This is a genomic window from Lysinibacillus sp. BNK-21 (assembly GCF_048684915.1).
GTDB lineage: Bacteria > Bacillota > Bacilli > Bacillales_A > Planococcaceae > Lysinibacillus > Lysinibacillus capsici.
In genome coordinates, this window is record NZ_JBLQTS010000001.1 from 1243319 (window position 1) to 1266010 (window position 22692).

General features: G+C 37.9%; 20 protein-coding genes, 1 other RNA gene and 1 other annotated feature. Of the genes, 19 read left to right on the forward strand and 2 right to left on the reverse strand.

What is annotated here, in order from left to right:
* The first annotated feature begins 10 nt into the window (after positions 1-10).
* Positions 11-523 carry an adenine phosphoribosyltransferase gene (locus ACMGGO_RS06230; RefSeq protein ID WP_004226730.1) on the forward strand — a complete coding sequence of 171 codons (513 nt, stop codon included), beginning with the start codon at positions 11-13 and terminating at the stop codon, positions 521-523.
* A 39-nt stretch (positions 524-562) separates the two neighbouring features.
* Here the strand turns inward: ACMGGO_RS06230 and ACMGGO_RS06235 are convergent, their stop codons facing one another.
* On the reverse strand, positions 563-1021 hold the full coding sequence (locus tag ACMGGO_RS06235; protein ID WP_009373748.1) for a MarR family winged helix-turn-helix transcriptional regulator: 459 nt from the start codon (positions 1019-1021) through the stop codon (positions 563-565).
* 184 nt (positions 1022-1205) lie between these two features.
* Here ACMGGO_RS06235 and ACMGGO_RS06240 point away from each other — a divergent pair, with 184 nt between their 5' ends.
* The 7 genes from ACMGGO_RS06240 (at position 1206) to ACMGGO_RS06270 (ending at position 9770) form a co-directional block, all read left to right on the forward strand.
* Positions 1206-2456: an MFS transporter gene (locus ACMGGO_RS06240; protein ID WP_048392111.1), complete on the forward strand. Its 1251-nt coding sequence runs from the start codon at positions 1206-1208 to the stop codon at positions 2454-2456.
* A 113-nt stretch (positions 2457-2569) separates the two neighbouring features.
* Positions 2570-3661, forward strand: coding sequence for a carbohydrate kinase (locus tag ACMGGO_RS06245; RefSeq protein ID WP_009373750.1), 1092 nt, complete (start codon positions 2570-2572; stop codon positions 3659-3661).
* Positions 3662-3665: 4 nt separating this feature from the next.
* Positions 3666-4580 (forward strand): pseudouridine-5'-phosphate glycosidase, encoded by a 915-nt coding sequence (locus ACMGGO_RS06250; RefSeq protein ID WP_115674142.1) that lies wholly within the window; start codon positions 3666-3668, stop codon positions 4578-4580.
* Positions 4581-4785: 205 nt separating this feature from the next.
* Complete coding sequence (locus ACMGGO_RS06255; protein WP_048392114.1) at positions 4786-6981, forward strand: RelA/SpoT family protein; 2196 nt, start codon at positions 4786-4788, stop codon at positions 6979-6981.
* Between the two features lie 32 nt (positions 6982-7013).
* Positions 7014-7454, forward strand: a complete 441-nt coding sequence (gene dtd, locus ACMGGO_RS06260; RefSeq protein WP_048392115.1) for a D-aminoacyl-tRNA deacylase — start codon at positions 7014-7016, stop codon at positions 7452-7454.
* 71 nt (positions 7455-7525) lie between these two features.
* Positions 7526-7741 carry a DUF2642 domain-containing protein gene (locus ACMGGO_RS06265; RefSeq protein ID WP_048392116.1) on the forward strand — a complete coding sequence of 72 codons (216 nt, stop codon included), beginning with the start codon at positions 7526-7528 and terminating at the stop codon, positions 7739-7741.
* A 622-nt stretch (positions 7742-8363) separates the two neighbouring features.
* Positions 8364-9770, forward strand: coding sequence for a YfcC family protein (locus ACMGGO_RS06270; protein ID WP_054550044.1), 1407 nt, complete (start codon positions 8364-8366; stop codon positions 9768-9770).
* 48 nt (positions 9771-9818) lie between these two features.
* Here the strand turns inward: ACMGGO_RS06270 and ACMGGO_RS06275 are convergent, their stop codons facing one another.
* Positions 9819-11405 carry an SH3 domain-containing protein gene (locus ACMGGO_RS06275; protein WP_257960622.1) on the reverse strand — a complete coding sequence of 529 codons (1587 nt, stop codon included), beginning with the start codon at positions 11403-11405 and terminating at the stop codon, positions 9819-9821.
* Positions 11406-11569: 164 nt separating this feature from the next.
* Positions 11570-11812 (forward strand) — a binding site (T-box leader).
* A gap of 231 nt (positions 11813-12043) precedes the next feature.
* Here ACMGGO_RS06275 and hisS point away from each other — a divergent pair.
* From hisS to ACMGGO_RS06330, 11 genes are all read left to right on the forward strand, one after another.
* On the forward strand, positions 12044-13312 hold the full coding sequence (gene hisS / locus ACMGGO_RS06280; RefSeq protein ID WP_054550047.1) for a histidine--tRNA ligase: 1269 nt from the start codon (positions 12044-12046) through the stop codon (positions 13310-13312).
* Between the two features lie 65 nt (positions 13313-13377).
* On the forward strand, positions 13378-15147 hold the full coding sequence (aspS, locus tag ACMGGO_RS06285) for an aspartate--tRNA ligase (protein ID WP_112118166.1): 1770 nt from the start codon (positions 13378-13380) through the stop codon (positions 15145-15147).
* 139 nt (positions 15148-15286) lie between these two features.
* Positions 15287-15486, forward strand: a non-coding RNA gene (ssrS, locus tag ACMGGO_RS06290) — 6S RNA.
* Positions 15487-16036: 550 nt separating this feature from the next.
* Positions 16037-16759, forward strand: coding sequence for a GntR family transcriptional regulator (locus tag ACMGGO_RS06295; RefSeq protein ID WP_004226770.1), 723 nt, complete (start codon positions 16037-16039; stop codon positions 16757-16759).
* A gap of 4 nt (positions 16760-16763) precedes the next feature.
* On the forward strand, positions 16764-17483 hold the full coding sequence (locus tag ACMGGO_RS06300) for a sugar isomerase domain-containing protein (protein WP_103118484.1): 720 nt from the start codon (positions 16764-16766) through the stop codon (positions 17481-17483).
* Between the two features lie 18 nt (positions 17484-17501).
* The gene (locus ACMGGO_RS06305; protein ID WP_420281668.1) at positions 17502-17780 is read left to right on the forward strand and encodes an HPr family phosphocarrier protein; all 279 of its coding nucleotides are present in this window, start codon (positions 17502-17504) and stop codon (positions 17778-17780) included.
* A gap of 87 nt (positions 17781-17867) precedes the next feature.
* Positions 17868-19043 (forward strand): GNAT family N-acetyltransferase, encoded by a 1176-nt coding sequence (locus tag ACMGGO_RS06310; protein ID WP_420281669.1) that lies wholly within the window; start codon positions 17868-17870, stop codon positions 19041-19043.
* 226 nt (positions 19044-19269) lie between these two features.
* Complete coding sequence (locus tag ACMGGO_RS06315) at positions 19270-19581, forward strand: PTS sugar transporter subunit IIB (RefSeq protein WP_420281670.1); 312 nt, start codon at positions 19270-19272, stop codon at positions 19579-19581.
* Positions 19582-19599: 18 nt separating this feature from the next.
* Positions 19600-19920 carry a PTS lactose/cellobiose transporter subunit IIA gene (locus ACMGGO_RS06320; RefSeq protein ID WP_004226783.1) on the forward strand — a complete coding sequence of 107 codons (321 nt, stop codon included), beginning with the start codon at positions 19600-19602 and terminating at the stop codon, positions 19918-19920.
* Positions 19921-19967: 47 nt separating this feature from the next.
* Positions 19968-21293: a PTS sugar transporter subunit IIC gene (locus ACMGGO_RS06325; RefSeq protein WP_112118169.1), complete on the forward strand. Its 1326-nt coding sequence runs from the start codon at positions 19968-19970 to the stop codon at positions 21291-21293.
* Positions 21294-21317: 24 nt separating this feature from the next.
* Positions 21318-22400, forward strand: a complete 1083-nt coding sequence (locus ACMGGO_RS06330) for a DUF871 domain-containing protein (RefSeq protein ID WP_374805175.1) — start codon at positions 21318-21320, stop codon at positions 22398-22400.
* Positions 22401-22692 lie beyond the last annotated feature (292 nt).

Sequence of the window (22692 nt, forward strand, 5' to 3'; positions counted from 1 at the left end):
GCGCAATAACATGGATTTAAAGCAATACGTTACAACGGTTGAAAATTGGCCGAAAGAGGGCATTACCTTCAGAGATATTACAACAATTATGGATAATGGTCCTGCATACAAATATGCAACAGACCAAATCGTAGAATATGCAAAAGAAGTGGGCGCTGAAATTATTGTTGGCCCTGAGGCACGTGGTTTTATTATCGGTTGTCCAGTTGCCTATGCACTTGAAATCGGCTTTGCCCCTGTTCGTAAACCTGGTAAATTACCACGTGAGGTAATTAGTGCAGACTACGGTCTTGAATATGGTAAAGATACGTTAACAATGCATCATGATGCAATTAAGCCTGGTCAAAAAGTTTTAATCTGTGATGATTTACTAGCGACTGGTGGTACAGTTGAAGCAACGGTTCGTTTAGTAGAACAATTAGGTGGTCAGGTAGTAGGCTGTGCATTCCTGATTGAACTTCTAGAATTAAATGGTCGCGAAAAGCTTGGCGATTTAAATATTAAAACACTTATTCAATATTAAGAGCATGGCAAAAAGCGCCCTATACTGTGGGCGCTTTTTTTATACTTCGTCATAGGCTTGAATAATTTTTTGCATTGTTCGCAAGGTATCGTAGAAATCTGCGTATTTTTCGGTTCCAATATCCTCGATAATTCTATCTTGAATGCCTTGCCAAATAGGTGCTGCTTCATGCAGCTTTTCTAAACCTTTTTCAGTGAGCGTTATTTTTTTGGTACGAGCATCATTGGTATCTCGCTTTAACTCAACATAGCCATGTTGCTTTAATAGATTAATATTACGTGTTATAGTGGTTTGATCCAGTTGTAAAATTTCACCTAAACGGCTGATTGAGACAGCTTGTTGAAGGTCAATATGTGCAAGCATTGAATATTGTGTAACTTTTAAACCTGTAGGCTGTAGCAGCTTATCATATAATTGTGTGACAACCCTTGTTTTTTTTCTAAGGTTTGCACAAACACAAATTTGTGTATAATCAATATTTTTAAGTTGATTCTTCATCGACAGTACTCCTTTAAGGGGATTCTACTAATTATAAGTATACACCCAATAACTAGAAATTCCTTCTTGACAGCTTTATGAACGATTACTATGATTATACATGTATATACATATAAATGAAATAAGCAGACTTAAACATGTATATACATGTTTTGTAGTCTATCAAAGAAAAGAAGGTGTTGAGGTGAAGCGTGTTCATTATAGTTGGTTTATTTTAATCGTCACATTTTTCTCGATAATTGTCGCAGGAATTACAATGTCATCATCTGGCGTGTTTATCGACCCTCTTGAAAAAGAATTTCACTGGGATCGTTCAACCATTGCTTTAGCCTTTGCTGTAAGTTTGTTTTTATATGGCATATCTGGACCATTTATGGCTGCGTTGCTTGAAGTCATTGGCTTAAAGAAAATGATGCTAGGTGCTATGGCAACTTTAGTATTAGGAATGACTTTAACATTTTTGATGAGTGAATCCTGGCAGCTAATCGTTATTTGGGGGGGCATTATTGGTCTTGGAGCAAGTCTTTTTTTAACTGTCCTTAGCCCATATGTTGCGAATCATTGGTTTGTAAAACGCAGAGGATTAGCGGTTGGTATTTTAACGGCAAGTACAGCCACGGGCCAGTTAATTTTATTACCAGTTCTAGCTATCATTATTGAACACTATTCTTGGCGATGGGCTATCACATTAATGCTACTCCTTAGTATCATAATGTTTTTCATGATTGCGCTTTTTATAAAAAATAGACCTCAGGATATGGGGTTAACTCCTTATGGACAAGAGGAGGCTATAGAGGAACAACAAATACAGCAAAAGAAGAATCCAATAGCTATGGCTTTTAAAGGTTTATTTGAGGCGATTAAGGTTAAAGCATTTTGGCTCTTAGCAGGTAGCTTTTTTATTTGTGGGCTATCGACAAGCGGATTAATTGGTACTCATTTTGTTTCTTATTGTATTAGCTTTGGCGTTCCTTTAGTCACTGCCGCCTCATTCCTTTCTTTTATGGGCATTTTTAATTTATTAGGCACAACTGCGTCTGGCTGGTTATCTGATCGCTTCGATAATCGGTGGTTATTGTTTTGGTATTACCTGTTAAGAGGCGCATCTCTATTATTGCTCCCTTATGCACTTGCACAAGGATCATTTGTTTTATTAACGATTTTCACGATCTTTTACGGACTAGATTGGATTGCTACAGTGCCACCAACCATCAGTATTACACGACAAATATTTGGTATGCAAAAAAGCAGTATTATCTATGGGTGGATATTTGCTTCACATCAAGCAGGAGCGGCGGTTGCAGCGTATGGTGGAGGGTTAATTTATAAATTTTTTAACTCTTATACATGGGCTTTTTTTCTTGCAGGAATGTTTTGTGCAATGGCCAGTTTATTCGTCATCATTGTTAAAAAACAAACACCTCAGCAAGCATAAACAAAAAAAGTTGAACCTCAGTAAGATGAGGTTCAACTTTTTTAATAAAGAATCTTTTGACATAACACAAACAAAAGTTTATAATATAAACAAATATAATAAAAGGTGATGCTATGAATGAAAGAGAACAGGCGGTGCTTGCTTTAATTCGCCAGAATCCGTTTATGTCTCAGCAAGAAATGGCAGATGCAATGAATCTGTCGCGTCCTGTGCTTGCTAATTTAGTGTCTAGTTTAACGAAGCAAGGGAAAATTGTAGGTCGTGCTTATATATTACCCGAGGAAAATGAAATTATTTGCATCGGTGGAGCTAATTTAGACCGCAAATTCCATGTCAAGGGCAATGTTCAATTTGGAACATCTAACCCTGCCAGTTCTTCCTTTAGTGTAGGTGGCGTTGGTCGAAATATTGCTGAAAACTTAGGCAGATTAAACCACCAAGTGACGTTACTGACAACGGCAGGTAAGGATGCTGATTGGCAAGTGATCCAAGAGGCTTCGGAATCCTTTATGAATCTACGTTATGTAGAGCAGCTTGCAGAGGCTTCCACAGGTTCTTATACTGCCATCATGGATGAACAGGGTGAGCTAGCACTAGCTGTAGCAAATATGGAAGTTTACGACCTTCTGTTACCGAGCTTGTTGAAAAAACATGAAACAATGCTTGTAAACGCGGGCTGTTTTATTTTGGATTTAAACTGTCCAAAAGAAACAGTGGCGTATATCCAGCAAGTAGCCCTTGCTCGTGATATTCCACTTGTCATTGTGCCAGTATCTTCGCCAAAAATGAATCGACTACCTGAAACATTACAAGGCGTAACTTGGTTTATTTGTAACACAGATGAAGCGGAAACGATTGTTGGACATAAAATTGAAAACGCTACCCATTATGAAAAAGCTTTACAACAGCTCCTACAATTAGGTGCGGAGCATGTCATTATCACGGCTGGTAGCAAGGGCGTTTATGCAGCATCTACAACGATTGCCCCTTGTCATGTTGCCGCTAAAGTGATTGACAAAATTGAAGATGTGACAGGAGCAGGAGATGCCTTTGTTAGCGCTGTTATTCACAGTTGGCTGACTGGACAATCTTTTGAGACATGTATTGATGCTGGATTAACCAATGCAAAAAATACATTGGCATCTCCTTATACAGTAAGACCTGAATTATCAGTAGATTTGTTGAAAAATGAAATGGAGGAATAACAACATGAAAGAATTCATCGTATTATCAGAAGAAGTAAAAGCAGGACAAGCAAAAGGTCTACCAATCGTTGCGTTAGAATCAACAATTATTTCACACGGTATGCCATACCCACAAAACGTGCAAACTGCGCGTGAAGTTGAGCAAATTATTCGCGATAATGGTGCAGTCCCAGCAACAATTGCATTAATTGATGGAAAAATTAAAATTGGTCTATCAGATGAAGAACTAGAAATGTTCGGTAATGCTCAAGGTGTTGCAAAAGCTTCACGTCGTGACTTAGGCTACTTACTAGCAACGAAAAAATTAGGTGCTACAACAGTTGCAGCGACAATGATCTGTGCAGAGCTTGCAGGTATTGAAATCTTTGTTACAGGTGGTATTGGTGGTGTACACCGTGGTGCGGAAACAACAATGGATGTCTCTGCTGATTTAGAAGAATTAGCACAAACAAATGTTGCCGTTATCTGTGCGGGTGCAAAATCTATTTTAGACATCGGTCTTACATTAGAATATCTTGAAACAAAAGGTGTGCCAGTGGTTGGTTATGGTACGAATGAATTACCAGCATTCTACACACGTCAAAGTGGATTTGATGTAAACTTCCAATTAGATACGCCAGAAGAAATTGCAGAAATGCTATCTGCGAAATGGCAATTAGGCTTAAAAGGTGGGGCTGTCATCGCAAATCCAATTCCTGAGTCTGAAGCATTAGAGCATGCATTTATTACAAACATTATTGAAAAAGCTTTAGTTGAAGCTGAAGAGAATGGCATTCAAGGTAAAAATGTTACACCATTCTTACTTGGCAAAGTTAAAGAATTAACAGAAGGTAAAAGTCTTGATGCCAACATTGCATTAGTGAAAAACAATGCAGTAGTCGGCGCGAAAATTGCTGTAGCTTACAATCAATTACATTAATCAATTTGTCGAAACAAGGACTCTTTGTGACGTGAAGTCGCAGAGGGTCTTTTTTATTAAAAAGAAGAATATTTTTTCCATTTTTCGAACTGTTCACGAGATTAACTAAACTAAATGATACAGTCTCTTTACAATAGACCACAATATTTTATACAATTAAGTTTATATCTAATCTGAAAAATTTGACGAGCAAGGTGGACATGTTATGGCGAAAGAGCAAATTTTGACTCCTGAGGACGTTTTTGAGTTAGTCAAATCCTACATGAATGATGAAAATGTCGCATTCGTGAAAAAAGCATATGAATTAGCAAGGGATGCCCATATTGAGCAATTCCGTAGCTCTGGTGAACCGTATATTATTCACCCAGTACAAGTAGCAGGTATTCTAGCTGAATTACAAATGGACCCAGAAACTGTAGCGGCAGGTTTTTTACATGATGTTGTCGAAGATACGGATTTTACACGGGATGATTTGGTACGTGAATTTGGCGAAGAGGTGGCCGTGCTTGTTGATGGTGTTACCAAACTAGGGAAAATTAAATATTTATCTAAAGAGGCGCAGCAGGCAGAAAATCATCGGAAAATGTTTGTGGCTATGGCGCAAGATATTCGTGTCATCCTCATTAAGCTAGCAGACCGTCTTCATAATATGCGTACGTTAAAGCATTTACCTGCTGAAAAGCAACGACGCATTTCAAAAGAGACGCTCGAGATTTTTGCACCACTTGCTCATCGTCTTGGAATTTCGACTGTAAAATGGGAGCTTGAAGATACAGCACTGCGCTATTTAAACCCACAACAATATTATCGTATTGTCAGTCTGATGAAGAAAAAACGTGATGAACGTGAAGCTTATTTAGAAAATGTGATGGCTGAGATGAAATCACAACTGAATGAGGTTGAAATTGACGCAGATGTCTATGGTCGACCAAAACATATTTACAGTATCTATCGAAAAATGGTGTTACAAAAGAAACAGTTTAATGAAATTTATGATTTATTAGCCATTCGTGTTCTTGTCGATAGTATTAAAGATTGCTATGCCGTATTAGGGATTGTGCATACACTTTGGAAACCAATGCCAGGACGCTTTAAAGACTATATTGCTATGCCAAAACAAAACCTGTACCAGTCCCTACACACGACTGTTATTGGACCATATGGTGATCCGTTGGAGGTACAGATTCGTACAAAGGAAATGCACAAAATTGCAGAGTACGGGATTGCGGCGCACTGGGCATATAAAGAAGGCAAAAACGTTGATCATCAAAAGCAGAATGTCGACCAAAAATTAACGTGGTTCCGTGAAATTTTAGAATTTCAAAATGAATCTTCCAACGCAGAAGAATTTATGGAATCCTTAAAATTTGATTTATTTTCTGATATGGTTTATGTCTTTACACCTGAAGGTGATGTCATTGAATTGCCAGCAGGTTCTGTTCCTATTGATTTTGCCTACCGTGTTCATTCCGAAGTGGGAAATCGTACGATTGGAGCGAAAATCAATGGGAAGATGGTACCGCTTGATACACCATTAAAAACGGGCGATATCATTGAAATTTTAACTTCTAAACAATCCTTTGGTCCGAGTCGCGATTGGCTAAAAATAGCTCAATCCTCGCAGGCGAAGAATAAGATAAAGCAATTCTTTAAACGACACCTGCGTGAAGAAAATATTGTCAAAGGTAAAGAAATGATAGAAAAAGAAATCCGTGCTCAGGATTTCGATTTAAAGGAAACGATGTCCTCCGAAAACCTAAAACGGGTATGCGACAAATTTAACTATACGAATGAAGAAGATTTGTATGCTGCAGTTGGTGTGAATGGGATTACTGCGCAACAGGTCGTAAATCGTTTAGCTGAAAAACGTCGTAAAGAACGTGAGCAGGAAGAAGCACTAGAGAAAATTGAACAAAAAATGAAAAATCCAATTCCACAAAAACGTACGGAATCGGGTGTTATTGTAAAGGGTATTGATAATATGCTCATTCGACTTTCTCGCTGCTGTACGCCCGTTCCTGGTGATGATATTGTAGGTTTTATTACGAAGGGTAGAGGTGTTTCTGTCCATCGTGAGGACTGTCCAAATATTCAAATTGAGGATGAGCAGGAGCGCTTAATTGAAGTAGAATGGGAGCATGGTGTCATTCCTGAGAAAAAGGAATACCCTGTTGATATTGAGGTTTCAGCTTTTGATAGACCTGGCATTTTAAATGAAATCATGCAAATTGTTAGTGAAACGAAAACGAATATTTTAGCAGTAAGTGGTCGTGCTGACCGTGATAAAATGGCAACAATTCATTTAACAATTTCTATTTCGAATATTTCACATTTGCATAAAGTAGTTGAGCGAATTAAACAAACACCTGATATTTATTCGGTGCAACGTGTCATTAACTAATTGATAGGCAATATAGAATTGGGGTTTAGTACATGAAAGTAGTATTACAGCGCAGTAAAGCTGCCTCTGTAACAGTGGACGGAACTGTTACAGGAGCCATTGATCACGGCTATGTTCTTTTAGTGGGAATCACACATGAAGACACACAAGAGGATGTTGCCTATTTAGCAAAAAAAGTAGCCAATTTACGTCTCTGGGAAGATGCAGATGGAAAAATGAATCATTCGATCTTAGAGCATGGGGGCGCTATTTTATCCGTCTCACAATTTACATTGTATGGGGATGCAAAAAAAGGGAATCGTCCAAGTTTTATCAATGCAGCTAGACCAGAAGCAGCTGAGCCACTGTGGGAGGCTTTTAATCAAGCTTTACGCGAGCAGGGCTTACATGTGGAAACAGGTATTTTTGGTGCCATGATGGATGTAGCACTAATTAATGATGGTCCAGTCACAATTCTTCTAGAGTCAAAATAATGGAACATTTCCTATAATTCCTTCATATACTAAAGAGTATGGTTAGTTTTATAGGAAGGAGTGTCTTAAACATGACGCAGACGAGAAGTATAACAAATCCATATTTATACGAAACTCTTAACATGATGATTGGTCAGGCAGTAGTTGTGCAAACAGAAAAAAATATTCAACAAGGTATTTTATTATCCATACTACCTGACCATATGGTTCTTGAGAAAAATCGTACGCCTTTCTTCATTCGGATGGAGGAAATTGTATGGGTTACATTGGAAACTACAAAAAAATGAGAAAATATGAACCTTCAAATCATAATAAATGATAGAAGGTTTTTTTATTTGTTTAGGGCAAATAAAAATACCTAAATAGCAAATTTATTTCGAAGAGATAAAAACTATTAAAACAGTTTCTACTCTTTGAATATTATTTTTTTAAAAAAATATAAACGATATGTAAGAAAGTCCATTTGATTCCTCATGGATAGTTAACCTACGATTTCCATTCTACTTACAACCTTTGATGTCTTTCATCCCAGTAATAAGGGGATCTTTATGAAGTTCATGAATAAAAAGCATTTAAGGACAATCCATACAAACTTTATCATTTCTAACACCGCTGCATATTGCTCCTGCCTTAATAAAAACAATTCGTCATATACGATGAAATTATTATTTTGGAAAACAAAAAATAACGTTGAAAATGCCCATTATTATTTGAGTATGTGTATAAAATTTTCCATGTTTATAGAAGAGGAACAAGAGGTTTAATTAGGAAAGATAGCGTGTGCTTTCAGAAATAATAGAAAATTAATACTTTACAATAAATTTAAACTCATGTATATTTATTTTCAATTAGCGACAAATAGCGACAATATACTGCTAATGTCTAAATCAGAAAAAGGAGCGTGATTTAATGGAAAATGAACAGGGGGTCAAGAAGAAAAGCTGGTTGAAAGTACCTCATACATATACGATTATTTTTGCTATTATTTTTTTAGCAGGTATTGCAAGCTATATTATACCAGCGGGTGAGTTTGAACGTGTAGAGGATGAAGAAGGGCGAATGCTCGTTGTAGATGGAAGCTATCATCATATTGAGAGTGAGCCAGTTTCCTTTTTTGAAATGTTTACAGCGGTTCCAATGGGTCTCGAAAAAGGGGCTCAAATTATTTTCTACATTTTTTTAGTCAGTGGTGTATTTGGTATTATTCGTTCTACAGGTGCTATTGAGGCTGGTGTTTATAAAGGAGTAAAAGCTTTAGAGGGCAGAGAGAAATTACTGATTCCTTTATCGATGATTTTATTCTCTGTTGGTGGTTTTACAATGGGGATGGCGGAAGAAACTATTATTTTCGTACCAATTGGTGTGGCCATTGCACGCGCGATGGGCTTTGATGCTGTAACAGGAACAGCCATGATTACACTTGGTGCCGCCAGTGGATTTTTTGGAGGAATGCTTAATCCCTTTACGGTAGGTGTAGCACAATCCTTAGCGGATGTACCATTATTCTCAGGGATTGGCTTCCGTGCTGTTGTCTATGTTTTTGTATTAAGTTTTGCTATTTTTTATGTATCTCGCTATGCTTTTAAGGTGAAAAAGAATCCTCAAGCAAGCGTTATTTACGATATTGAGCAAAAAGCTAAATCCAATGTTTCAGCGATTGACATTCCTGCATTAACAGGCAAGCATAAATTCGTATTTATTGTCATGGCTTGTGGGATTGGCTTTAATATTTATGGTGTCTTTAACTGGGGCTGGTTCTTAACGCAGCTAACTGCATCCTTTTTAATAATGGGGTTAATTGCAGGATTAATTGGTGGTTTAAAACCTGCTACTATCTTTGATTCCTTTATTGAGGGAGCCAAGGCCGTAACATTTGGTGCTTTAATTGTAGGTTTTGCCCGTGCTATTACAGTTGTTTTAGAGCAGGGGAAAATTATTGATACAATCGTTTATGCAGCATCAGAAACAATTGGACATTTGCCACATGCTATCAGTGCAATCGGCATGTTATTTATCCAAGCTCTTTTGAATTTATTTATTTCATCTGGTAGTGGACAGGCAGCTGCAACAATGCCGATTATGATTCCAATCACTGATTTACTAGGATTAGAGCGACAAGTGGCTGTTTTAGCCTTCCAATATGGGGATTCCTTAACGAACTCTATTATTCCTACTTCGTCTGCATTAATGGCGTATCTAGCTGTTGCAGGTATCCCATATGAAAAGTGGATTAAGTTTATCTGGAAGATGATTCTTGGGTGGGCATTGATTGCCTGTCTGGCGCTAATTGCTGCGGTAGCATTAGGAATATCTTAAAATATAAAAAAGCTGTGGATGTTATCATCATCCGCAGCTTTTTTTTGCTTATTCATCTTGTTCATTAAAGTAGTTGAGAATTCCCTGATAAATACCAAGAGTCGCTTGTTCACGGAATTTAGCTGTTGTAATGACGCGCTCCTCACTGGAATTACTTAAAAAGCCTAACTCAATAAGGACGGCCTTTTGACGATTCTCTCGTAAAACTAAATAATTCCCTTGTTGTGTACCACGGTCTCTTAAATCTAGTTTACTGGAAAGACCATCATGAATTGCTTCAGCAAGCCCTTTTTGATTGCTATTCATATAATAGGATGTGAAGCCGTTAATGGAGCTATCATCTGTCGCATCATAATGAAGGCTAATAAAGGCATCTGCCTCATATTGATGGGCAATCGATACACGCTTACGCAATGCCACATATTCATCCGATTCTCTCGTCATGACAACGTTTGCGCCAGCAGCACTTAACTTGGAAGCAAGCAAAGTAGCCGTTTTTAAAGTAATGCCCTTTTCCTCTGTACCTCGTTGACCAGTTGTGCCATGATCATTTCCACCGTGACCAGCATCAACAACGATCGTTAACCCAGTTAAAGTACCTTTTTTGCGAGGCTCTTCCTTTTCTTTCTGTGGACTTGTCGCTTTATTGGAACTTGTTGTGACCACCCAGTTCGCGACAAAAGCTGTTTTTTCGTCGTCTATTTGTATTTCATAAAAATCATTTTTAACGCCTACTATCGGGTAATTTACACCAGCATCTACACGTTCAACCACTTCTGCTGCTGTTGAGGCATCCGTTCGTAGGTTTGTCCCATTATAAATAATCGTAACAGACTCTAACTCTTTGGAAGTTGATGTTTTTGAGGTACTTTTTACTTTATTGGAGAATGTACCGTAAAAACTATAGACCCAACCTACTTTTTTATCATTGTACTGAATTTGTACCCAATTATGCTCATGTGCGAGGACTTTAAAGGCTTGTCCTTTTGTTGCTGTGCCGATTTTTTTAGCATTCAAATCTGGCTTCTTACGAACATTAAGGGTGTCCACTAAAATGGTGAAGGTTGTATCTTTGTTAGCGGGTGCCGTGGTTGTAGTGGTTACTTCTACAGCATCTTCTTTGGGCTCTGTTTCTTTTTTAGGGTTATCGTTGATCGTGACATAATCCTTTGATACCCATCCTGTTAGTCCATTCCAATCGACTTTTGCCCATTCTCCATTTTCTTCAACAAGGTTTGCTTGGTTACCAGTAGAAAGTTGACCAAGAACAGCTGAAGAGATATCTGGCTCTGTTCGAATATTTAAACGGTCAACTTGTGAAATGACGGTTTTGTCGATCACTTGTTTAGCATTAGTAGGTGCTGTCAGCCAAGAGGCAACCCATCCTTCGTAATTACCTGCTTTGACTTGGTACCAATCACCTTCTCGACCGATTGAGGTTAAAGGGTCACCTTCTTCTAAAGTCGTAATAATGGGATAAGACAATCCAGGACCCTCTCGCAAATGAAGAATCGTTCCAGCGACTTTTAGATCACTGGTGTCAGCGGAAGCTCTTTGAACAAAGTTCTTATTTGGCATCGCCATCGTTACCATTAGTACGAAGATGATTATACTATGTAAAATTTTTGTCCTCATCAGATTCCTCCTATTCCTTGTGCTATTTTACCATGCTTTTATCATAAAATTCGTGGTAAAATGGTAACAGAATTAGTTATTTTCAACATAGACTGATGAAAAATACAAAAATAGTTGACATTGCTTTGGCTAGTGACTAACATAAAGGGTAATCGAAAAATGATTAATCGCTTATGACCAAGCAAGTAGCGTATACCACTATTGGAAAAGAGAGGGAAAGACTTAGGCTGCAATCTTTCCTACAAAAATGTATTACGTGAATAACACTTGAGAGGCTTTTTTCTGAAAAGCAGTGCCTAGTAGGAAAAAACGGAATCGGCCGTTATCCGATTAAGAGGAGGACACATGTAATCATTTGTGTCAACTAGGGTGGAACCGCGGAAGCTTATACAGCTCTCGTCCCTTGCTATTGCAAGGGACGAGGGCTTTTTTGTTGTTCAAAAAGTAATGAGTTTTTTAAGAGGGATTGTTGTTTTTGCTCAGAAAAGAGGGGAAGGCGCTCTAATTAGTATGAAAAGCGCTCATCAAGGCTGTAACCCGCTCCAACCGGACAAAAATTTGCTCAACCAAAGCATGCATTCGCTCAAAGTGGGACTACAGCTGCTCTATCATAAGCAATCAATATAGGAGGGAATTACATGAGTTTTAAAGTGCCACGAGGGACACAAGATATTTTGCCAGGTCAATCTGAAAAATGGCAAAAAGTTGAAGCGATTATTCGTGATATTTGTCGTGTTTATCGCTATAACGAAATTCGCACACCAATTTTCGAGCAAACGGATCTATTTGCACGTGGTGTTGGGGAAACAACTGATGTTGTACAAAAGGAAATGTATACATTTGAAGATCGTGGAGGGCGTTCATTAACACTACGTCCAGAAAATACGGCTGGTGTCGTACGTGCTTATGTGGAGCATAAAATGTTTGGTGCTCCTGATCAGCCGGTTAAGCTTTCTTATTTAGGACCAATGTTCCGCTATGAGCGCCAACAGGCTGGTCGTTATCGTCAATTTGTACAGTTTGGAGTAGAAGCAATTGGTTCAGCAGATCCTGCGATTGATGCAGAAGTCATTGCTCTTGCTATGGACGTCTACGAATCAGCGGGTTTAAAGGATTTAAAATTAGTGATTAATTCTCTTGGCGATAAAGAAACACGTGATACACATCGTACTGCTTTATTACAGCATTTTGAGCCACATATTCATGAATTTTGCTCAGACTGTCAAAATCGTTTACAAAAGAATCCATTGCGGATTTTAGATTGTAAGGTAGATCGTGAGCATCCATTAATGCAAACGGCTCCAGCGTTAACTGATTTCTTAACAGAAGAGTCAGCTGCTTATTTCGCTCAAGTGAAATCATACTTAGATACATTGGGTATTTCATATGAGGTCGATCCAAATCTTGTACGAGGACTTGATTATTATAATCACACAACTTTTGAAATTATGTCCACAGCATCAGGCTTTGGTGCTATTACAACATTATGTGGTGGTGGACGCTACAATGGATTAGTGCAAGAAATTGGCGGTCCAGATGTACCAGGTATAGGTTTTGCATTAAGTATTGAGCGTTTGTTGCTGGCACTTGAAGCGGAGGGTGTTGAATTAGACACAGCTTCAGGGCTAGATGTTTACATTATTGCAATGGGCGATGAAGCGAAGCAAAAGGCTGTTGAGCTGACAAGCACTTTCCGAGCGAAGGGACTTGCGACAGAGATGGATTATTTAGACCGTAAAATGAAAGCTCAAATGAAATCAGCGGATCGACTAGGTGCAAAATATACGCTTGTTCTTGGCGAAACAGAACTTGAAGAGCAAGCAGCGGCTGTAAAACATATGGAATCTGGGGAGCAGCACAAAGTGGCGTTCTCAGAGCTAGTGAACTATTTAACACAAAAAGCTTAAAAATAGACAGAGGGCATTTCTAGGAAATGCTACATAAATTGAAGATATTTTGGAGGAATTTAACAATGGCTACAAGAACACATGCTAGTAACGAGCTGTCAGAAGCGTTACAAGGCGAAAAAGTCGTATTAAAAGGTTGGGTACAGCGTCGTCGTGACCTTGGTGGTTTAATTTTTATTGATTTGCGTGACCGTACAGGTATTACGCAAGTTGTGTTTAGTCCAGATGTTGCAGAAGCACACGCATTAGCGGATAAAGTGCGTAGTGAATATGTGATCGAAGTGGAAGGCACAGTCATCCTTCGTACAGAGGATCAAATCAACCCGAATGTACCAAACGGTAAAATTGAAGTGGAAGCTACAAAATTAGTCGTAATTAATACGGCAAAAACAACGCCATTCCAAATCGAAGATCGTACAGATGTATCAGAAGATTTACGTTTAAAATATCGTTATCTAGACTTACGTCGTCCCGTAATGTTCGATACTTTCAAAATGCGTTCTGATGTGACACGTACAATTCGTAACTTCCTACAAAATGAAGGATTCTTAGAAGTTGAAACACCAATTTTAACAAAATCAACGCCAGAGGGTGCTCGAGACTATTTAGTTCCTTCACGTGTACATGAAGGTGAATTTTATGCCTTACCACAATCACCTCAATTATTTAAGCAATTATTAATGGTTGCTGGTTTTGAAAAGTACTTCCAAATTGCGCGTTGCTTCCGTGACGAAGATTTACGTGCTGACCGTCAACCAGAGTTTACACAGGTGGACATTGAAACGAGCTTCTTAACACAAGAAGAAGTATTAGAAATGAACGAACGCTTAATTCAAGTGGTTATGAAAGAAGTAAAAGGAATTGATATTCCTGCACCATTCCAGCGCATGAAATACCAAGAAGCAATGGATCGTTATGGTTCAGATAAGCCAGATGTACGTTTTGGATTAGAGCTTGTGGCGTTAAATGATATTTTTGAAGGCTGTAATTTCAAAGTATTTGCAGATACGGTTGCACAAGGAAAACAAGTGAAAAGTATCAATATTAAAGGTGCAGCTGACAAATATTCTCGTAAAGACATGGACGAGTTAACAAAATTCGTTGGGATTTACGGAGCAAAAGGTCTTGCCTGGTTAAAGGTAACAGAAGAAGGCTTAAACGGACCAATTGCGAAATTCTTTGACGAGGCATTAGCAGCAGCCTTAATCGAGCGTATGGGAGCAGAAGTTGGCGATATTCTAGTATTTGTAGCAGATAAAGCCGATGTTGTAGCAGCTTCATTAGGTGCTCTTCGTACAAAATTAGGACAAGATTTAAATCTGATCGATGAATCACAATTTGCTTTCCTTTGGATTACTGATTGGCCATTATTCGAATACTCTGAGGAAGATGGACGCTACTATGCAGCACACCATCCATTCACACGCCCGTTTGATGAAGATATAGCGTTAATGGACACAGACCCTGCAGCAGTACGTGCACAAGCATATGATATCGTTTTAAACGGCTATGAACTTGGTGGTGGTTCATTACGTATTTACGAACGTGACCTACAAGAGAAAATGTTTGAATTACTTGGCTTCTCAGAAGAAGAAGCACAAGCACAATTTGGCTTCCTATTAGAAGCGTTTGAATACGGCGTACCACCACATGCAGGTCTTGCCTTTGGTCTTGATCGCTTCGTTATGCTATTAGCAGGTCGTACTAATTTACGCGATACAATCGCATTCCCTAAAACAGCTAGTGCAAGCTGCTTGATGACAGAAGCACCAAGCGAAGTATCTCCTGAGCAACTAAGTGAACTAAGCCTGGCTATCAAACCATTTAGAAAATAATGTATAATTCAAAATACCTGGATTACCTAGCAAATACTGTTGGGAATCTAGGTATTTTTTGCGTTTTCGTAAGAAATTATAGATTATTAGAGAAAATCGTTTGAATTATCAGAAAAGTGGTGTTATGATAACTGTAATACGAATCCTGATGTGTTTGTCTAACTGCTAACTCTACTTCACAGTTTTGACCGAACATTATAGAATCGGGAGCCTTCATTTTGTAGTCGCAAACATGCCCCTAACAAAGCGGGACGTTTAAAGTTGCAAAGCGGGCACCCACCTGCAAATTGCGGGTTCAAAACGAATGTTTCTTGGCATTACGGCACAATTGGGATTCGTCCTATACATAGGATTGAGAGGAGCTTATTAATAGCTCCTTTTTTTACATAGAATTAAACAAGAACTAGTAGAGGTTTTAAGTGAATGTTTAGAAAATATGAAAAATTACTTTTTATTTCTGATGAAGCAGCATATAATTGGTATAGACAACTATACCTTTTGAGAAGCTATATCCGCTAAAGGAAAAGATACATTATATCTTTAGGCAGATATTACGAGGATAAACACTTTATTTAAATGATTTTGAAAGCGTTTTAATTGTGATTGATACAAAACACATGAGGGAAGAGCCTATTGAAAAGAAGGCAAATTGGATCAAAATTACGAGACGATGATTAGTCAGTTGAGAATATAATGGTACAATGATTGAGCTCAGATGCTACAATGATAGTGAGAAAGTTACCACATCAAGCGACGAGTAAATATGTCCTTTTCACACTGTTATAGTGGATATCATTTAGCTTTGTTTAATCATGCGAAATACAAAAACCGATCTAACGAGGTAAAGTTGTATGGAGAAATCATAAAGGCGATAAGGAAGGTGCAAGAATTGTTAGAGAAAAATTCTCATATACCTATTTATATACAAATAGAAGAGATTATTAAACAACGAATTTATTTAGAAGAATACAGAATTGGTGAGACTATCCCATCAGAACGAGAGCTTTCTGCACAATTTGATGTAAGTAGAATGACTGTTCGTCAATCCATTACCAATCTAGTAAATAGTGGTCTATTATATCGAGAAAAAGGGAGAGGAACGTATGTTGCAAATCCAAAATTAGAGCAACCGTTAAAAGGCTTAACGAGTTTCACGGAAGATATGCGGGCAAGAGGAATGGAACCAAGCAGTAAGGTATTACGATTTGAGAAAATCATACCACCGGTGGATATTGCAAGAGATTTGATGATAGAGTCTGGCGAAGAAGTATTTTTTGTAGTGCGCATAAGAAATGCAGATGCGCAACCAATGGCAATCGAAAGAACATATATCCCAGTTAAAATTTATCCGGAGTTGGATGAGAAGCAAATAATGGGCTCGCTTTATGCCTTAATCGAAGCAAAGTTCCATCAAAAAATAGGAAATGCGGTACAACAGATGGAGGCAGCCATCGTATCGAAAGAGGACAGTAAGTTTCTACAAATTAATCAAACAGCACCAGTTTTAATTATCAAACGTACAAGTTATTTATCAGATGGTAAGCCCTTTGAGCTTGTACGCAGTACGTATCGAGCTGATCGTTATAAATTCATAAGTGAAATTAAAAGGTGATTTTATGCATGCATATTTTTCTGAAATCGAAAAGCTTATCCAGGTTGTGAAGGAAAAGGAGGCATCACATATAAGTGATGTGGCTCAAATCATTGTCCAACGTCTCCAAAAAGGTGGGATAATTCAATTATTTGGTTGTGGTCATTCACAGCTATTGGCACAGGAGGCATTTTATCGAGCAGGTGGTTTAGTACCTGTCCGTCCTATATTTATTGAACCATTAGCTTTACATGCTGGAGCATTAGCTTCTTCAATCAATGAGAAAGATTCAACTATTATTGAACAGCATAAGGAACAGTTTGACTTTCGTGAAAATGATGTTTGCATCGTCATTTCAACCTCAGGGAGAAATGCAGCACCTATTGACGCCGCTTTATTAGCAAAGGACTCAGGGATATTTGTGCTATCCCTCCAATCGCTCCACTATAAGGAACAGACTACACGTCATCACAGTGGGCTGCGGCTAGAAGATGTGGTAGATTTTGTAATTAATACCCATATACCGATTGGTGATGGTGTACTAACTATACATGACATACAGTATGCGCCAGCATCTACTGTTATTGGTTCATTACTATTAAATGCTTTGTTCAGTGAAATCATAGAAACACTAGCAAAGTCCTCAATAGAGTTACCGATTTTTGTCAGCAATAATGTTGATTCGGATTGGTCACATAATGAGAAAATGATTGCCAAATATCAACATCGGATTAATTTCACGTGAAAGAGTGGAGGTATGTAAATGAAGAAAATGTATAAAATTACATCTACTGAAGGTATTCATGCCAGACCGGCTGCATTACTCGTAACTGCAGTGACACCATTTCAAAGTGATATTAAATTAACATACGAAGAAAAATTCGTTAATTTAAAGTCTATTATGGGCGTGATGTCATTAGGTGTTAAACAAGGAAGTGTAGTGGAAATTTCAGCAGATGGGCCAGATGTAGCAACATTATTTCAAACTATTACTGAAGTCATGTTGTCTAAAGCAATAGGAGAAGAATGGCAAGAGGGATAAAAGATTCTTGCAGTGGTTGTGATTATGCCACTGTAAAAGAATCTTATGAATAATTATCTGAATATTGGGAATTTAAGGGGTGGTTAAATGGACATTCACATCGTCTCGCCTAATGATTATGGGCAGATTCATCGATTGAGAGACTATTGCTTTCCAAATAAGTACTCAGGGGCTCGTCGAGAGGATTTTCATTATTGGATTGAGCAAAGCACGACCTTAGGTGCTTATGATGACAAAAAAATTGTTGGGCAGCTATTAATATTACCGCTAAATATTACAGTGCATGGAGTTTCATTTAAAATGGGAGGCATTGGCTTTGTTGCAACGTATCCTGAGTATCGACAACAGGGTATTATCAAAAGGCTTATGACAGAAGCGCTGCAAAAAATGCGAGACAATGGACAAACGATTTCAGTATTAGCGCCATTTTCTGTGTCCTTCTATCGTTATTTTGGCTGGGAATTATTTTTTGAGAAGCTCCATTATACAATCCCTCAAACTATGTTTCCCTCTTTAGGGAAACAAGTAGACGACATGAAAAGGATGAGCTTTGAGTGGTTAGATCCTGTGCTCTTTCAGATGATTAAGGATTTTCATAATGCACAGGCAATCATTCGAAATGGTGGCATGGTAAGGGATGATGGATGGTGGAAAAGACTTGAAAGAAGGAGTCCAGATAGTCACTTTGCTGCCTATTTTCAAGGCAGTAACATAGAAGGCTATATTCGTTATACGATTCGAGATGGGACATTTACTATCCAAGACTTTATTGTAGCAAATCTCTTAGCTGAACAAGCTATGTGGCGTTATATGACATCTCATGCAGCAAGTGTCAGTAGCATAACGGGAGTTACTAGTAATCATTATCCTTTTGGCTTTTATTTCAAGGAGCCACAATTCAAAAGGGAAGTCATACAGGATGTGATGATTAGAGTAGTAGATGTTTATGCATTTATGCAGCAGTATCCGTGGAAGGATATTCAAGAAACATTAACGATTCGTATTGAAGATCCATTTTGTCTCTGGAATGAGCATATTTATCAAATAAATAAAAATGGTCAGGTCGCAATAATTGAGACAAGTTCAGTCTCTGACAAGCATATGTTAACACTACCAATTAATCTTTTTTCTGCGATGATGGTAGGTTATCTTTCTGTCAAAGAAACAGTTGTCTATGCTAATCAACCTACGGTAGAAAAGGTGATCGAACAGTGGCAATGGGCAATCCCTACTGAAAAGCCAGCATTTTATGAGTATTTCTAGGTATTGAATAATAAGAAAATTTAAAAATTTTTTGGCTTTTTTTCTGGACTATACCAGTTGATTATAATCATTAATTTCACGACAAAATTGATATAGCCCAATTTTGTAAATAACTTGATATAAATAAATTTAATGTAAAATTTATATTGTGGTATATACCAATAGGTGCTATTCTCAAAATAAGTAAGCGATTACACAATCGAAGAAAATAAAAGGAGTGTATCGAATGAAAAACATCATGTTAGTGTGTGTAGCAGGTATGAGTACTAGTTTATTAGTGTCGAAGATGCAAAAAGCAGCGCAAGAGCAAAATATTTACGCCGATATTTACGCCATTGCTGAAGGAGAGGTGGAAAAGATCTTAGCGACAAAGAAGGCTGATGTTCTTTTATTAGGCCCACAGGTTCGTTATTTGAAAGGTTCATTTGAAACAAAATATAAGGATAAAGGCTTTCCAATCGATGTGATCAATATGGCGGATTACGGCATGATGAACGGTGAAAATGTCCTGAAACAGGCTCTACAACTAATTGGATAAAAGAAGGGGCAATGGGGAATGGAAGATACAGCATTAATGGCATCCATTATGGGACTGATTGTGCATAGTGGAAATACGAAAAGTGAGTGTATGGAAGCTATTCAGCTAGCAAAAAAGGGGCAAATTGAGGCAGCAAAAGAAAAAATCAAATTAGCGAATGAGTCATTAATTGAAGCGCATCATGCTCAAACGGGGTTACTTTCTCAAGAAGCAAGGGGAGAAAAGGTAGAGGTTTCGATGTTATTAATTCATGCCCAGGATCATTTAATGAATGCTATTACTTTTCGAGATTTAGCACAGGAAATGATTGAGCTATATGAACGAATCCAAGGGGAGTAACATCAAATTTTGATGTTATCAATAAAAAGCAAAGGGAGTGTATGTGAGTGTTCCGTTTTTTAGAAGAAAAGTTTGTACCGGTTGCTGCTAGGGTAGGGAATCAGCGTCATTTAGTTGCCATTCGTGACGGATTTATTACGATTATGCCTTTAACGATTGTGGGATCTTTGGCTGTACTTATTAACAATTTGCCTATCAAATTTTATCAAAATACACTCGATGCCATCTGGAAACATGAGACATGGACTCAATTTGGCGGTAATATTTGGAGTGCTACATTTAATATCATTTCACTGCTACTTGCCTTTACTGTTGCTTATCATCTTGCTAAAAGTTATCAAAAAGATGGTCTGTCTGCTGGAGTAATTAGTTTATCAAGCTACATGACGTTTGGGACTTTCGGGGAAGGCGGATTAACCGGCTTAACAACAGGCACGGGTGGTATATTTATTGCTCTGATTGTTGCACTACTTTCTACAGAATTGTTTTGTAGATTGTCTGGCAATCCTAAACTACTAATCAAAATGCCAACTGGTGTACCACCAGCTGTTGCCAAATCATTTGCTGCGTTACTTCCTGCCATTATTACGATTGGAATATTTGCTTTAGTACGTACAATTATTTCAGCAGGTTTTGATATACCAGATATTGTCGGGTCCTTCTACTCTGCGATTCAAGAGCCATTTATGGGTCTTACAAATACATGGCTTGCTGCTTTAATTTTGGCATTTATACCTACATTTTTATGGACACTTGGCGTACATGGAGCAAATATCATCGAACCATTCATGCAAACGATTAATTTACCAGCTATTAATGAAAATGTTGCAGCAATCTCTGCTGGTAAAGTTGCGCCTTACATTGTCAATAAACCATTCTTTGATGCTTTTATTAATATGGGAGGCTCTGGTACAACAATAGCACTTATTATTGCGATTTTCATATTTGCGAGAAAGAATAAGCAATATAATACAGTTGGGAAATTATCCGCAGCACCTGGGATTTTCAATATCAATGAGCCATTACTTTTTGGGTTACCAATTGTATTAAATCCGGTTTTATTTGTTCCGTTCATTTTGACACCAATGATAAACGTAACAATTGCATTCTTTGCAACGAAATGGGGCTGGGTGCCAGCCGCTACCGTTTCACCGCCTTGGACAACACCGCCGATTATTAATGGCTTTTTAGCAACTCAATCTTGGCGTGGTGCTGTTTTGAGTATGGTCTTAATTATCATTGCTGTTTGTATTTATCTGCCATTTATCTCGATGGCGAACCGTATGGCAAGGCAGAATGAGCAAAAAGCTGCTTTAGCGGCACAGAGTGAGGAATCTGTAGTGGAATCCAGAGGACAAAAAGTGGAAGTATAAGCATCAATTAACGGAGGGTTTGAAGTGAAAAGATTAGGAATCTCGCTATATCCGCAGCATAGTACGCTAGAGGAGATGAAGCGCTATGTTCAGGTGGCTCATGATAATGGCTTTGATCGTATATTCACATGCCTAATGTCCTTAAAACAGGATGAGGAGCGTCAAAAATTACAACAAATCAACGAATTTGCGCAACGCCTCGGCTTTGACATATCCGCCGATATTGCACCAGGTGTTTTTGATGATTTAGGCTTAACTTATAGGGATATTGGCTATTTAAAAGAACATTATTATTTGGCAGCCTTACGTTTAGATATGGGATTTTCAGGTCAAGAAGAAGCGTTGATGTCACTCGATGCAAGTCATCTAAAAATAGAATTAAACATTAGTAATGGTACGAAGTATGTAGATAATATTATCTCTTATCAGCCCAATAAAGAGAACATTATCGGCTGTCATAATTTTTATCCAAAACGATTTACGGGGCTATCTCGTCAGCATTTTTTACAAACGTCACAACACTTTAAAGCGCACAATGTGAGAACAGCAGCAATGATCTCCTCACAACATGGTCAATATGGACCTTGGGAGCAAACAGAGCACGGGTTACCTACATTAGAGGAACACCGTTATCTCCCAATCACTGTACAGGCGAAAGATTTATGGCATACAGGGTTAATTGACGATTGTATTATTGGCAATATGTTTGCTTCTGAGGAAGAACTACGTGCATTAGGACAATTAAATCGTAATAAGCTTGAGTTAAGGGTTGTCCAGTCTGAAGACACAAGCATTTTAGAGGAGACGATTCTTTATAAAGAGCCTCATTTTAATCGGGGTGATGTGTCTGAATACGTGATTCGGAGCACCCAATCTCGCGTCAAATATAAAAATGGAGATTTTCCTGTGCATGATATACGGCCATTAAAAAGAGGAAATGTCACGATTGATAATAATTTAGATGTTCGTTATAAGGGAGAGCTACAGATTGTGCTAAAGGACATTCCGAATACAGGATCGAGTAATGTCGTAGCTAGCATTGTCGAGGAAGAACTATTTTTATTAACATGCATTCAACCATGGGCATCATTTGGTTTTACAAAGTAAAGAAGAGTGAGAAAGAGATTGAGTCATCAATCTCTTTTTCTTTATGTGGTTGAGCATAATGTTATATAAGATTTACCTGAATAATGAACTAATTTTAATGTGCCATTTTACCATATATAGCAGAATTGGATGGAATTTTTTTATGGATTATTATCTCAAAGGATTGAAGTAGACAATTTTGACTTTTTCTTTATATTTTTATCTTGAACAATAACATGATAAAATGTAAGATAGGTTTTGATTTTATCTTAGTATATAACTAGGTTTACTAATAAAATTTCATAGATGGAGA